The sequence below is a fragment of the Bifidobacterium sp. MSK.17.10 genome, assembly GCF_019129655.1.
GTDB classification, from domain to species: domain Bacteria; phylum Actinomycetota; class Actinomycetes; order Actinomycetales; family Bifidobacteriaceae; genus Bifidobacterium; species Bifidobacterium adolescentis.
Window position 1 is genome coordinate 90,198 of the sequence record NZ_JAHOJD010000008.1, and the last position, 12,600, is coordinate 102,797.

A 12,600-nucleotide genomic window follows, 5' to 3' on the forward strand; every position below is an offset into this window, starting at 1 on the left:
ATGCTCAGGCGAACAGCACCTTGAACAGGAACGCGCCGACGATAGCGCCTGCGATCGGGGCCACGACCGGAATCCAGGCCTCGCCCCAGCGGGAATCGCCCTTGTTCGGAATCGGCAGGATGGCGTGCAGGAGGCGCGGCATGAGGTCGCGGGCAGGGTTCAGGCCAGGGCCGGTCGGGCCGCCCATGGAGGTCACGAGGCCCCACACGATGAAGCCGACGACGATGGATGCGGCGGCCGGGTTCGCCTTGCCCCACGGCAGGGACAGGCAGCACAGGGCGCCGAGCACCAGCATGAAGGTGCCGAAGAACTCGTTGAGGAAGTAGTTCACGCGGTCGTTGTGCGCGTCGGTGGTGCAGAAGGTGCCGAGGATGGCTTCGGCATCGTCGGTGTCCTTGTAGTGCGGCAGGTAGGTGACGTACACGATGAGCTGGCCCGCCACTGCGCCGAGCAGCTGGGCGATGATGTACGGCAGGACCTCGTTCCACGGGAACATGCCGTTGACGGCCTGCGCGAGGGTCATGGCCGGGTTGATGTGGGCGCCGGAGACGCCGCCGAACATCAGGACCGGGAACATGACGCCGAAGCCGTAGCCCATGGCGATGTTCAGCCAGCCGGCATGGTAGCCCTTGGTGTTTTTCAGTTCCGCGTTGGCGACAGCGCCGTTGCCGAAGACCATCAGCACGGCGGTGCCGACGAATTCCGCGGCAAGCTTGGTGAAGAGTGTGTATTCCACTGCAGTTTCCTCTATTGCTTCTTCTCTAACGATTCTTACGATTCGTGCGATTCGAGATGAATTGCGATTCCGCTCTGGGCGGACAACAGCGCACTACCTTACTCCGTACGGAGGAAGTAACGCGGCTTTGGGTGGACACATGTCCGAAATACGAAAAAGACCCAAGCCATTGGCTTGGGTCTTGTCTGTGCCCCCTCAGGGATTCGAACCCTGGACACGCTGATTAAGAGTCAGCTGCTCTAACCAACTGAGCTAAAGGGGCGTTGGTCTTGGCGAGGTTTTTGTTCTCGCTGAGCACATGGAGTAAATATACTCAGAATCGGAAAGAACGCAACCCTCGGCGTGTCGCAATCATAAAACCGCTATTTTCCAACGTTTTCAGCAAATCGCCATCTATGGTGCACATCGCGTCATACGACGAAAAATGCGGCGCGATGGCGCCATAAAATCCAAGTAATCACATTTTCTTCACATTCTGGCGCAATGCAACCACTCCGACAGTCAACGGCACGAACTTTTCCATCACACATTTCCACCGCAGCGAGCCGAATAGCACGCATCATCGTCGAGCCCGTCGGCGCGCCAGAGGCCCTTTATAATAAGGACCATGGCGCGTCACAGGAGTATATGACGCGCATCAAGAAGGAGAAGAAAGGCTTACCTATGGCATGCCCAAATTGCGGTCAGCCGACCATCGAAGGCGCTAAATTCTGCGCCTCGTGCGGCTCACCGCTCACCCAAACGACCGCGGCGGCACCGCAAGCGCCGGCCGCGCCGGAATCCGATGACGGCACCATGCTGTCTTCCGCGCCGCACATGGCACCGGCCCCGCAGATGCCGACCGCTGCCGTCCCGCTGCCCAATAGCGCCGCACCGGCAGCTCCGCAAACCACCGTCCCGCAGCCCACCACACCGCAACCGGCGGCGCAAGCACAGCCGACCGCTCAGGCGCAGGCAACGCAACCGGTGGCACCACAGGCCGCGCCGACGCAGCAGTTCCAGTACGCGCCATCCCCGGCCCCGCAGCCGGCAGCAGCGCCGCAGCCAAGCCAGCCGACCCAGCAAATCGCCCGTCCGGCGGCCGATCCCACCATCACCGCGTTGACCACACCGCAGTCCATGAAGACCATGGGCGCCAGCCTCGGCATCGGTCTCGGCGCGAGCGTGGTGTTCGCGCTGCTCGCATCGATCGTCTTCTTCATGGGCAATGCCGCGGCCAGCAACGGGCTTGCCGGCATTCCGGGCTTTTCCGACACCGCCTCCTTCCTGGGCAACAACGGTGTGTCCGGCTCCGGCCCGAATTTCTTCCAGATTCTCTTCACCGTGATGACGCTCGGCGTTGGCGGTTCGCTGAATCTCAAAACCAGCTCCCAGGGCTTCTCGCTGAGCAATCTCGGCATTGACGCCTCGCACGTCAGCGTGACGCTGCCGGTCGGACTGCCCGGCGTGGCATTGGCGATCGGCGCCGCGTTCGGCGCATACATGCTGGCACGCAGGTTCGCGCTTCGTTTCAAGTGGACGGGCGTCATCAGCTCGCTGATCGTCGGCGTGCTGTCCGGCCTGGTGCTGCTGGTCTTCGCCGCCATCTTCCCGGTGACGGTGGGTGGTTCCTACAGCGACTATTCCGCTTCCGCGTCGCTTTCCGGCGTGTCCTTCCGCACGTTCTGCATGGCGTTCCTGCTGTCGGCGGCCGGTGCGCTGGCCGGCTACGCGTTGGCACAGTATGCGGGCGATTCGGGTAACGTCTTCTCCGCCGCTTGGCGTTGGGCGCATCGCGCTCGTGGCTTCGTGCGCACGCTGGTCGAATCGTTTGCGATCTACGGCGTGCTGTTCCTGGTGCTTGGCCTGGTGGCGACGATCGCCATGTCCGCCGCGAACCATCTCGGCGCAGGCGGTCTGCTGCTGGTTCCGCTGCTGTTCCCGGCTCTACCGCTTATGCTGATTTCGCTGTCCTCGTTCGGCGGCATCGCCTTCTCGACGTCCAGCTACAGCGTCCATACGATCACGTTGTTCAACGTGTCCTCCCTCAGCCACTATGGCTGGATTCTGTGGATCTGCTTCGTGCTGTTCCTGCTTGCCACGTTCTATATCGCGCTGCGTGAGACCGCGCGCAATATGTACGACCCGTATTACGCGGGCTGGCAGCATACGTGGAAGGCTCCGGTGGCCGCGATGGTGTTCTGGCTGGCCGCGGAGTTCCTGTTCACTTATTTCGCGGCGGGATACGCCTCGTCCAGCATGTCGATGACGACCCCGATGTGGTATTTCCTCGTCGCCGGCATCTGGGCGTTCCTAATCGAGGTGGCCGCGATGACGTTCGGTCCGACGCTGGTGGCGTCCCTGCCGGGCATGTGGCGGATCATCGTCGGTGGCACCGTGCAGCAGACCCCGCAGAACGTGGTCGATTACGTCAAGTCCTGCGATCCGTCCTACGGCATGAAGAAGACCTCTGCCACGGCGAGCGGCACGACCGCAACAGCGACCATGCCGACGGCTTCGGCTGCCGCACAGCCGGCCAATCCAACTACTCCGGCAGCTCCGGCCGCATCGGTCCCCCAGCCCGCGACGCCGGCTGCGCCGATGCCCGCGCCCACCGCTCCTACCGCAACACCTGTTTCACAGGCCGTTCCACAACCGGTCGCCCCGACGTCCATGCCCAATACGACAACGGGCAACACGGCAACGGGTGCGGTGCCGCTGCCGCAATCGCCAGCAGGCACGGCTTCTATGCCGGTCGCAGCTCCGGGGGCAGGTCAGCCGCTCGACCCAAAAACTAAGAAGACGATCCTTATCAGCGGCATCGTAATCGGTGCCCTGATTGTGTTGGGCATTGTCTACGGTGTGCTCAACTCGACCGTCTTCAGCGCGAAATCCGTGGCGCAAAGCTATCTGACGGCGATTGCCGACGGCAAGTATGACAAGGCCAATGGCATCGCCGATCCGCAGGTGGACAAGGACCAGCTCAAGCTGCTGTCCGACACCGTAGCGAAGGCCGACAACGCCACGATCGCCAACCCGCATATCGATAGTGTCAAAACCGTCGAAGGCGTGGCCAAGGTCAACGTGACGTATTCGCTGAACGGCAAGAACGTCAACGATTCGCTCACCATCAACAAGGACGGGTCGAAGTTCCTGCTGTTCCCGAATTGGAAGATCTCGAGCCCACTGCTCAAGACCATCACCGTGTCGGTGCCCAATGCCGTGGAATCGTTGTCCGTCAACGGTGTTGACGTGACCGCGAAGAATGCGGAGAAGTCGGACAGCGGCACGTGGACGCTGCGCGTCTACCCGGGTTCGTACAAGGTGTCGATCGGCAAGTCGGGGTATGTCACCAGCGGCATCACCATGGTGCGCACGAACGCGGACTCCGATGCCGCCGATCTCAAGATCATGCCTACGGCCAAGCTTAAGGAGGACTTGAGCAAGGCCGTGAACGCCAAGCTGGACGAATGCGCGAAGTCCACCGACTACGCGCCGGAAGGCTGCCCGTTCGGCTTCGACCTGTACGACGAGGACTACTACCGCAACTTCGCGTGGTCCATCAGCGTCTATCCGAAGCTGTCCGACATCGATCTCGATTACGGCACGTTCTCCACCCGGCAGGGCAAGGCGAAGTGCACGTATGAAGAGAAGAATTTCGACGATTCGTGGGAGTCTCAGGACGACAGCACCCACTTCACCGTCAACGGCAGCTTCAGCATCAGGGATGGCAAGCTCAGCGTCACGATTGACGATGAGGACTGATGCCGGCTAAAGAGCGGATATAGGAAAATCCCCCGCACCAATCGGTACGGGGGATTTTCGATGCTTAAGCTCAGACGTGTTTCAGCCTGAAGTCATTCACCGCCGGTCCGTAAGGACGTCGAGCGGTGAATGGGGCGAAATCACTCAGCGACGACCTTCACGAAGAAGTTGGCGGTGATTTCCGGGTGCAGGGCGACGGTTGCCGGGAAGTCACCGGTGGTCTTGATCGGCTCAACGGTGATGTTCTTCGGGTTGACCTCAACCTTGGAGGAGAGCGCGATGGCGATCTTCTCTGCGGAGATGCCGCCGAACAGCTTGCCGGACTCGGAGACCTTGGCAGCGATTTCGACGGTGGAACCCTCGATGATTTCCTTGGCGGCAACAGCCTCTTCGCGGGTGGCGACGGCCTTGGCCAGACGAGCGCGCTTCATGGCCTCGATCTGGGCGGCGGCACCCTTGGACCAAGCGAAAGCCAGGCCCTGCGGGAACAGGTAGTTGCGGGCGTAGCCGGACTTGACGGCCACGACGTCACCCGGGTGACCCAGGTGGTTGACGGACTTGGTGAGAATAACCTTAGTTTCAGCCATTGTTCAAACCTCTCTAAGATCAGCGGCCGGACGTGGCGTACGGCAGCAGGGCCATCTCGCGGGCGTTCTTGATAGCCTTGGAGATCTCGCGCTGCTCCTGCACGGTGACACCGGTGATACGACGGGAACGAATCTTGCCGCGATCGGAGATGAACTTACGCAGCAGGGCGACGTCCTTGTAATCGATCTCGGTGACCTTGGCGGCCTTCAGTGGATTCGGCTTCTTCTTAAACGGCTTGACCGGCGGCTGCGGCCTCTTGCGTGACATCTTGATGTTCTCCTTAAAATCTGGAAATACTGCGATTAAGCTGCTTGTTTCGCTGTTCGCCTATGTTGCGGACGGGTTTCGGTCCGTCAGAATTCCGGTTCGTCGCTGTCGCCGCCGAATTCGGAGGAACCTCCGAAGGACTGGGACGCGCCGAAGGAACCGAAGGACGAGCCGGAGTTATCCGAGCTTGACCACGGGTCCGAGGCCGGAGCGGACTGTGCGGGAGCGGCGTTGACCGGAGCGGAGGCTCCACCCTGATATCCGGCGCCGCCAGCATAGCTGGAGCCGCCCTGATATCCGCCGTTGTTGCCGCCGAAACCGCCGTTGTTGTTGGCGTTGTTGTAGCCGCCGCGATTGCCGCTGAAGCCTCCGTTGCCGGACGAGCTTTGACGGGTCACCTGGGCGGTCGCGTAGCGCAGGGACGGGCCGATTTCGTCGACCTGCATCTCGATGACGGTTCGCTGGGAACCGTCCTGCGCCTGGTAGGAACGCTGCTGCAGACGGCCTTGCGCGATGACGCGCATGCCCTTGGACAGACTCTGCGCGCAATGTTCGGCCATGTCGCGCCACGCGGAGCAGCGCAGGAACAGGGCCTGACCGTCTTCGAACTGGTTCGAGTTACGGTTCCAGGTGCGCGGAGTGGAGGCGATCGTAAAGCTGGCGACGGCGGCGCCGCTGCCAATGGTACGAATTTCCGGATCGGCCGTGAGGTTGCCCACCACGGTGATTACAGTTTCACCTGCCATGTCGTTACCTACTTACTTTGCAGCTTAGAAAGCTTGGTTTACTTACTTGCGAAGAATCTTCGTACGGATGACGGATTCGTTCAGGTTCAGCAGACGATCGAGTTCGTCGCTGGTGGCCGGCTCAGCGGAGTAGTTGACCACGACGTAGTTACCTTCGGTCTTGCCGGCGATTTCGTAGGCAAGCTTGCGACGGCCCCAGATGTCGATGTTCTCGACGGCACCGCCTTCCTTGGTGACAGTTTCCAGATACTGCTCGGTCAGCTTCTTCAGACCGCGCTCATCCAGCTCAGGATCAGCAATGAACATCAGTTCGTACTTATGCGCAGACATCACCCACCTCCTTCGGACTATCGGCCATGGACCTTCCATGGCAGGAGTGTGTATGCGTGCTGCCTTCAGGCATCGATAAGTCGCAATGAACATATGGATACGATTGATGGCAACTTGTATAGGCTACCCCGACGCCGCGACGTATCGAAACGGCGTCTGCCGGGCGCGAAATCACGTGCGGAGGCAAGCAAAAAGCCCCGCTCGCAAGCGGGGCTTAATCGCAAAAAAATCGTAATAAATCCTGAAATATCACGAGAGCCGTATGGCAATCGCACGAAATATCAGGCGTAGATGTTACGCGGACGCATGTCTTCGGGCAGGCCGTTGAGCAGCGTAGAAACGGAGCCGGATTCGAACACGGAGCGGATGCCAGCGGCCAGCAGCGGGGCCACGGACAGGACGGTCATGTTCGGCAGGCGCTTCTCTTCGGACACCGGAACGGTGTCGGTGAGGACGATTTCGCGTGCGCCGCAGTTCTTCAGGCGTTCCACGGCCGGGCCGGACAGCAGGCCATGGGTGGCGACGAGCGTCACGGACTTCGCGCCGGCGTTGTTCAGCGTGCGCACGGCCTCGCAGATGGTGCCGGCGGTGTCGATCATGTCGTCGACGACCACGCAGTCGCGTCCCTTCACGTCGCCGATGATGCCGTGTGCCTCGGCATGGTTCGGGCGCGTGGTGTCACGGGTCTTGTGGATGAAGGCGAGCGGCAGTCCGCCGAGCTTGGCGGCCCACTGTTCGGAAACCTTGATGCGGCCGGCGTCCGGGGACACGATGGTGGTGTTCTCCAGCGGCATGCTGTTGCGCACGTAGTCAAGCAGGATCGGCATGGCGGTGAGATGGTCGACCGGGCCGTCGAAGAAGCCCTGCTCCTGGGCTGCGTGCAGGTCGACCGTCATGATGCGGTCGGCGCCGGCGGAACGGAACAGGTCGAACATGAGGCGTGCGGTGATGGGCTCGCGGCCCTGATGCTTCTTGTCCTGACGGGAGTAGCCGAGGAATGGCGCGACCACGGTGATGGAACGTGCGGAGGCGCGCTTCATGGCGTCCACCATGATGAGCTGCTCCATGATCCACTTGTTGATCGGCTCGGTGTGGGCCTGCATCACGAAGGCGTCGGCGCCACGGACGGGCTCGGTGTAGCGCACGTACATCTCGCCGTTGGCAAAATCGTATGCGGTGGTCTCAAGTACGTCGGTTCCCAGGTATTTTGCGGTTTCCTGAGCCTGCTCGGGGTACGCGCGACCCGTCACCAGAGCCAGTTTCTTATCCGGAGTGCCTTCGAGAATCGCCGACATGCTTGCCTTCCCAATTGTTCGATATGTGAAAATAAGCCAAACTCCAATATAACAATGCGGGTGCCCACGGCACGCGGCCGTTGCGGAAGCGTTTCACCATACCGCTCCAAACTGCCGTCGGCAACATCAAAAAATCCCCAAACCATCGACGCAGAAGGCACATACCAACGCCAATGGTTTGGGGAAAATCAGATTACGGGCTGCCGGACCATTCGGCAGACGCGGACTATTCGGCGGACGCGAACGCCTCGCGGATCTGCGCCGCGTTGCCGTAGGACGCCTGCGCGCCGCAGCCGGTGGCCGCGTACGCCGAAACGTACGAGGCGAGTTCGGCGGCTTCGGACAGCGCCAGTCCGGATGCCAGGCCGGCCAGCACGGTGCCCATGAAGGAATCGCCGCAGCCGGTGGTGTCGACGGCCTTGACGCGTACCGGGGCGATGCGCTGGACACGGTGTTCCGGATCGTCCGCGGTGCCGTCGAGTACCACGGAACCGTCGCCGCCAAGCGTCACGATCGCCTGTTCGAAGCCGAATCCGCGCAGTTCGTCAAGCGCGTGCCACCAGTCGAACGAATCCCAATCGTCGTTCTCCGGCTCGTCGATGCCGAGCAGTTGCGCCATTTCATGCTCGTTGACGAGCAGGATGTCGGATGCTTCGATCAGTTCCGCCGGCAGGGACGGGGTGAACGGCGAGTCGTTGAGCAGCACCTTCACGCCCGCTTCATGGCACATGCGTGCGGCCGCGGTGACGGTTTCGATGGGGCTTTCCAGGCACAGGCCGAGCACTGTGGAGTGGGTCAGCGCGTCACGCACGGATTCGACGTAGTCGACGGTCACCTGCGCGTTGGAGCCGGGCGAGTACACGATGGTGTTCTCGCCGTGCGCGTCCACGGTGATGACGGTGGTGCCGGACGGGCCGAGCACGCGGCGCACGTGCGTGGTGTTGACGCCCGCTTCGCCGAGCGCTCCGAGCAGGAAGTCGGCGTTGTTGTCGGAGCCGACCGCGCCGAACATCTGCACGGTGGCGCCGATGCGTGCGGCCGCCGCGGCCTGGTTGCCGGATTTGCCGCCGGGCAGCAGCTGCAGCGGGCCGCCGGTGATGGTCTCGCCCGGCCCGGGCAGTCGCTGTGCGGTGACGGTGTAGTCCGCGTTCATGGAACCGATCACGGACACAGTGCCGTGGATACGATCCAATGCGGAGAGAATTTCGGTTGCGCTCATGATCGCTTTCCTTTCTTGCGATTATTGCGATTGCCGTCGGTCACTTGGCCGGCCACTCAGTCGGTCACCCGGCGTTGGCGGCGAGGCCGGAGATGCGGGTCATGAATTCGTTGAGGAACCTCGGCACGTCCACGCCGACGGCGACCTTCATGGTCTTGACCGGGTCGTTGAGCCGGGTTTCGTCGCCGATGGTGCGTCCGCGGGTCGGGCCGTCCACGTCGACCTTCATGTTGATGTCGAGCGTGGTGACGAGCGTCGGGTCGACGGCGACGCCGACGGCGAGCGGATCGTGCAGGCCGCAGCCGCCGAGGTGCGGCGAGGTGGTCTCGTAGGCCTTGATGTAGAAGTCGGTCATGTCGGCGAGGAACGCACCGGCCTTGGTGCCCAGGTCGCGCCACCGCTGGGTTTCCTTATAAGTGAGCAGGGTCTGCAGGGTCACGTCGAGGCCGATCATGGTGGTCGGGGTGCCGGAGCGGAACAGGTAGTCGGCGGCTTCCGGATCCTGCGAGATGTTGGCTTCCATACATGCGTTGCAGTTGCCCGGCACGGTCAGTGCGCCGCCCATGAGCACCACGCGGCCGATCTCGTCCTTGATTTCCGGAGCCTTCTTCAGAGCGGCTTCGATGTTGGTCATCGGGCCGGTCGGCACGTAAACGAGATCCTTGCCGTAGGTCTTCACCGCATCGATGATGAAGTCGACCGCGGATTCGGTTTCGACGGAACGGTTGGAATCGGGGATGTCCACGTCGCCGATGCCGTTGTCGCCGTGGATGAACGCGGAGATCGGCAGCACTTCGAAGTGGTCGGTGGTGCTGGAGTGCGACAGGCCTTGATACACCTTGACTTCCGGATGGCCGAGCAGGTCGGTCACGGCGAGCGCGTTGCGTACGCCCTGTTCCACGAGCACGTTGCCGTAGGTGCCGGTGATGCCGATGAGTTCGACTTCCGGGCTGCCCAGCGCGTAGGAGATGGCGAGCGCGTCGTCGACGCCGGTATCGAGATCAAGAATGAGCTTCTTCATGATTGCGCCTTCCTCGTTGATTGGCTGTGACGGCCGTTTGCGTCCGCGCGGCTGCCGCCTTTGTTGTGTTCTTTTTTTGTGCGATGTTTTATGCGATTGTTGTGTGGCGTTGAGTACGGTCTCTGTATCACCTCACAACATTATGATAAAACGTTTTATCTAGATTTCCAAATCATCCTTTCGACGTGCGTGTCGCGGCGGAAAAACGCCCCTTTCTCCGATACGCGCCCCACGTTACACGCGCAATACGCATTACACGCATCGCACGCGCTATGCGCGTTATGCGCAAGCGGCCTGCACCAGTTTCGGCGTCAACACCTTCACCTGCGGCGAGGCGAGCCACGGACGGCCCGCACCGGAATCGCCATCGCCACGCACCACGGCGTCGATTCGACTGCCCAGCATGCCCCAGCCGGCGGCGGCCAAATCGACCACGCTCTGTTCGACGGTGGTCATGCGCAAACCCAATCCGAATCGTCTGAGAATGTTGTCGTAGCCGATCACCTGCATGTCTTCGGTGACGTGCAGCCCGCGTTCCGCCATACGCTGACGGAAGCCGAGCGCCATCACGTCGTTGCAGCAGAACACGGCGGTGGCACCGCCGTCGATGATCCGGTCGGCAGCATGATAGCCGCCGTCGAAACGGTAATCGCCGGACACGCACAACGCGGGATCGAACCGCTCCCCCGCCTGCTCGATCGCATCCACGAAACCACGGCGACGGTCGGCCGCGCTCGATTCGGCCACATCGCCGGTCACGATGCCGATGCGCTTATGCCCGCCTTCCAGCAGGTACTGGGCCGCAAGCCGACCGCCGAGATAGTTGTCGAAGCCGACCGCGTCACACCAACCGCATTGCGTCAGTCGGTCGATGAGCACCACCGGGCAGGTGACACGCTCCACGTCCTCACGCAACGCGGCGCCGGCACCGGCCGCGCAGGATTCGCGCGCGGGAATCAGCAGCACGCCATCCACCCCACGTGACGTCAGCCTGCGCAGCAAAGCCTGTTCCGACTCACGCGAATCATCCGAATTGGCCACAATCAGCGAATACCCCTGCGCCGCACACTCATCCTCCACGCATTTGGCGAGCGCCGCGAAAAACAAGTTCTCAATATCAGGCACAATCAACGCCACCAACTGGGATTGCTTGGTCACCAAGCTTCGCGCGCTCTGATTCGGCACATAATTCAGTTTCTTCGCCGCATCGGCAATGACCCTGCGCTTCTCCTCGGACACGCGAGCAGGACGATTATTCAACACCAGCGAAACCGTCGTCACAGACACCCCTGCGGCAGCGGCCACATCCTTCAGCGTCGCACGATACGCCATCCAAACCCCCTTAAAACGTTTATCCCTCCAGCATAAATACCACGCAAACCTGACGCGCCCAGCATCGCAATAACAAACAAATTCCTTTCACAGCAAAATAATCCACACTATTTCCACCGGTAAATCGTTTTTCGAAAGTGTTTTTGCACACTCGCAACGTTTGTCCAAAATGAGAGCCGCACAAGAAAAAAGGAACCAGCAATGCGGCCAACCACGCAGAAAAACAATGCGAGACCGCGCAAAACCATCGTCATCGTCGCAGTGATCGCAGTGGTCGCCATCGCACCCACCAAACGCTATGAGAGGTCGAGATCTCCGTCCGCGTAGAAACTCCATCAGGTTGAGATGCCTTACGCCGTCACGTTGCATTGGCAGCTGGTCCAAACTGAACAGGTATTTCGGATACCCGTCAGCCAGCTTCGTGAACGGACGGAATTCACGCTCCTCAACATTAGGATCCTGCACACTCATCGACACCTGCACATAGGCGTACCGTTCCCGCTTACGCACAATGAAGTCGCACTCCAGCTTACCAATAATGCCCACGCTCACCTCGTAGCCTTTCGACCTCAAATGCACGTACAGCGCATTTTCCAAGGCTGGTCCGTAACTCATTCGCGTACCAGCGTTACGCGCGAATCGTATGCCAGGATCCGCAAGATAATACTTCTCCCCTCCTCTCAACGACCTGCGCGAACGCAAATCGAATCGCGGGCATTTGTAGAGGACCTTCGCACTCTCCAACAGCCGGACATAGTTCGCAAGAGTCTCACGTTTGACCGTCACGCCTTCGCCATGTTTCATATAGTCGACGATCCCCGACAGATTCGTGGGAGCTGCATAGTTGTTGATGAGATAGTCCTGCACACGCTGGAAGGTATCGCGGTGACGCACCACTTTGCGTGCGCCTATGTCTTTGCTGAAGATCTGCCCTATGACCTACCACAACCAAGAACCTAACCCACGAAAACAGCAGAAGCCCCTCAACTCTTCAATTCCACTACAAAGGTCACATCACGGCATACGCACGCCGACGCGCGTATGCGTGCACGACTCCAGCAACGAGCCGTACCCGCCGTTAGATGGCAGGCTTCAGTATCGTGACGCCATGCGTTAGCGTCACCATGCAACGATAGGAACACACTATTCAATAGTGCATCATGAAAGCGTGACGTTGCCCTTGCGCAGGTGCCGTAAGACTCCGCGGACAAAGCAATGAGGCTTCCCCGTGAGAAGGGAAGCCTCATATTCCATTCATTCTATTCAGCGATGATGACGCCGAATCACCGATCATCCTTTGGGAACAACGCGTCGAAGGCATG

General features: G+C 60.8%; 11 protein-coding genes and 1 tRNA gene. 1 reads left to right on the forward strand and 11 read right to left on the reverse strand.

Features of this window, described 5'->3' with window-relative positions; genetic code table 11:
• Positions 1-4 precede the first annotated feature (4 nt).
• Entirely contained in the window at positions 5-736 is a 732-nt protein-coding gene (locus KSX58_RS08195) for an MIP/aquaporin family protein (RefSeq protein WP_003810106.1), read from the reverse strand.
• Between the two features lie 188 nt (positions 737-924).
• Positions 925-998: transfer RNA gene (locus tag KSX58_RS08200), tRNA-Lys, on the reverse strand.
• Positions 999-1,399: 401 nt separating this feature from the next.
• Between KSX58_RS08200 and KSX58_RS08205 the strand changes: the two genes are divergently transcribed.
• A complete protein-coding gene (locus KSX58_RS08205; protein ID WP_254882499.1) occupies positions 1,400-4,480 on the forward strand; it encodes a zinc-ribbon domain-containing protein in 3,081 nt (1,026 codons plus the stop codon).
• Positions 4,481-4,620: 140 nt separating this feature from the next.
• On the opposite strand, the gene rplI is transcribed toward KSX58_RS08205, so the two are convergent.
• The 9 genes from rplI to KSX58_RS08250 form a co-directional block, all read right to left on the reverse strand.
• On the reverse strand, positions 4,621-5,067 hold the full coding sequence (gene rplI, locus KSX58_RS08210) for a 50S ribosomal protein L9 (protein ID WP_003810110.1): 447 nt from the start codon (positions 5,065-5,067) through the stop codon (positions 4,621-4,623).
• Positions 5,068-5,086: 19 nt separating this feature from the next.
• On the reverse strand, positions 5,087-5,335 hold the full coding sequence (gene rpsR, locus KSX58_RS08215; protein WP_003810112.1) for a 30S ribosomal protein S18: 249 nt from the start codon (positions 5,333-5,335) through the stop codon (positions 5,087-5,089).
• An 86-nt stretch (positions 5,336-5,421) separates the two neighbouring features.
• Positions 5,422-6,081 carry a single-stranded DNA-binding protein gene (locus KSX58_RS08220; RefSeq protein WP_003810116.1) on the reverse strand — a complete coding sequence of 220 codons (660 nt, stop codon included), beginning with the start codon at positions 6,079-6,081 and terminating at the stop codon, positions 5,422-5,424.
• A gap of 42 nt (positions 6,082-6,123) precedes the next feature.
• Positions 6,124-6,411 (reverse strand): 30S ribosomal protein S6, encoded by a 288-nt coding sequence (rpsF, locus tag KSX58_RS08225; protein WP_003810120.1) that lies wholly within the window; start codon positions 6,409-6,411, stop codon positions 6,124-6,126.
• Positions 6,412-6,692: 281 nt separating this feature from the next.
• Positions 6,693-7,706, reverse strand: a complete 1,014-nt coding sequence (locus KSX58_RS08230; protein WP_038445096.1) for a ribose-phosphate diphosphokinase — start codon at positions 7,704-7,706, stop codon at positions 6,693-6,695.
• Positions 7,707-7,932: 226 nt separating this feature from the next.
• Positions 7,933-8,925 (reverse strand): ribokinase, encoded by a 993-nt coding sequence (locus tag KSX58_RS08235; RefSeq protein WP_217752070.1) that lies wholly within the window; start codon positions 8,923-8,925, stop codon positions 7,933-7,935.
• 64 nt (positions 8,926-8,989) lie between these two features.
• On the reverse strand, positions 8,990-9,946 hold the full coding sequence (locus KSX58_RS08240; protein ID WP_217752071.1) for a nucleoside hydrolase: 957 nt from the start codon (positions 9,944-9,946) through the stop codon (positions 8,990-8,992).
• 279 nt (positions 9,947-10,225) lie between these two features.
• Positions 10,226-11,278, reverse strand: coding sequence for a LacI family DNA-binding transcriptional regulator (locus KSX58_RS08245; protein WP_085346938.1), 1,053 nt, complete (start codon positions 11,276-11,278; stop codon positions 10,226-10,228).
• A gap of 87 nt (positions 11,279-11,365) precedes the next feature.
• Positions 11,366-12,145: a hypothetical protein gene (locus tag KSX58_RS08250; RefSeq protein ID WP_254882500.1), complete on the reverse strand. Its 780-nt coding sequence runs from the start codon at positions 12,143-12,145 to the stop codon at positions 11,366-11,368.
• Positions 12,146-12,600: the final 455 nt, after the last annotated feature.

Coding starts and splice junctions, on each gene's coding strand:
- KSX58_RS08205 (WP_254882499.1), top strand. CDS start 1,400: ATGGCATGCCCAAATTGCGGTCAGCCGACCATCGAAGGCGCTAAATTC.
- rplI (WP_003810110.1), bottom strand. CDS start 5,067: ATGGCTGAAACTAAGGTTATTCTCACCAAGTCCGTCAACCACCTGGGT.
- rpsR (WP_003810112.1), bottom strand. CDS start 5,335: ATGTCACGCAAGAGGCCGCAGCCGCCGGTCAAGCCGTTTAAGAAGAAG.
- KSX58_RS08220 (WP_003810116.1), bottom strand. CDS start 6,081: ATGGCAGGTGAAACTGTAATCACCGTGGTGGGCAACCTCACGGCCGAT.
- rpsF (WP_003810120.1), bottom strand. CDS start 6,411: ATGTCTGCGCATAAGTACGAACTGATGTTCATTGCTGATCCTGAGCTG.
- KSX58_RS08230 (WP_038445096.1), bottom strand. CDS start 7,706: ATGTCGGCGATTCTCGAAGGCACTCCGGATAAGAAACTGGCTCTGGTG.
- KSX58_RS08235 (WP_217752070.1), bottom strand. CDS start 8,925: ATGAGCGCAACCGAAATTCTCTCCGCATTGGATCGTATCCACGGCACT.
- KSX58_RS08240 (WP_217752071.1), bottom strand. CDS start 9,946: ATGAAGAAGCTCATTCTTGATCTCGATACCGGCGTCGACGACGCGCTC.
- KSX58_RS08245 (WP_085346938.1), bottom strand. CDS start 11,278: ATGGCGTATCGTGCGACGCTGAAGGATGTGGCCGCTGCCGCAGGGGTG.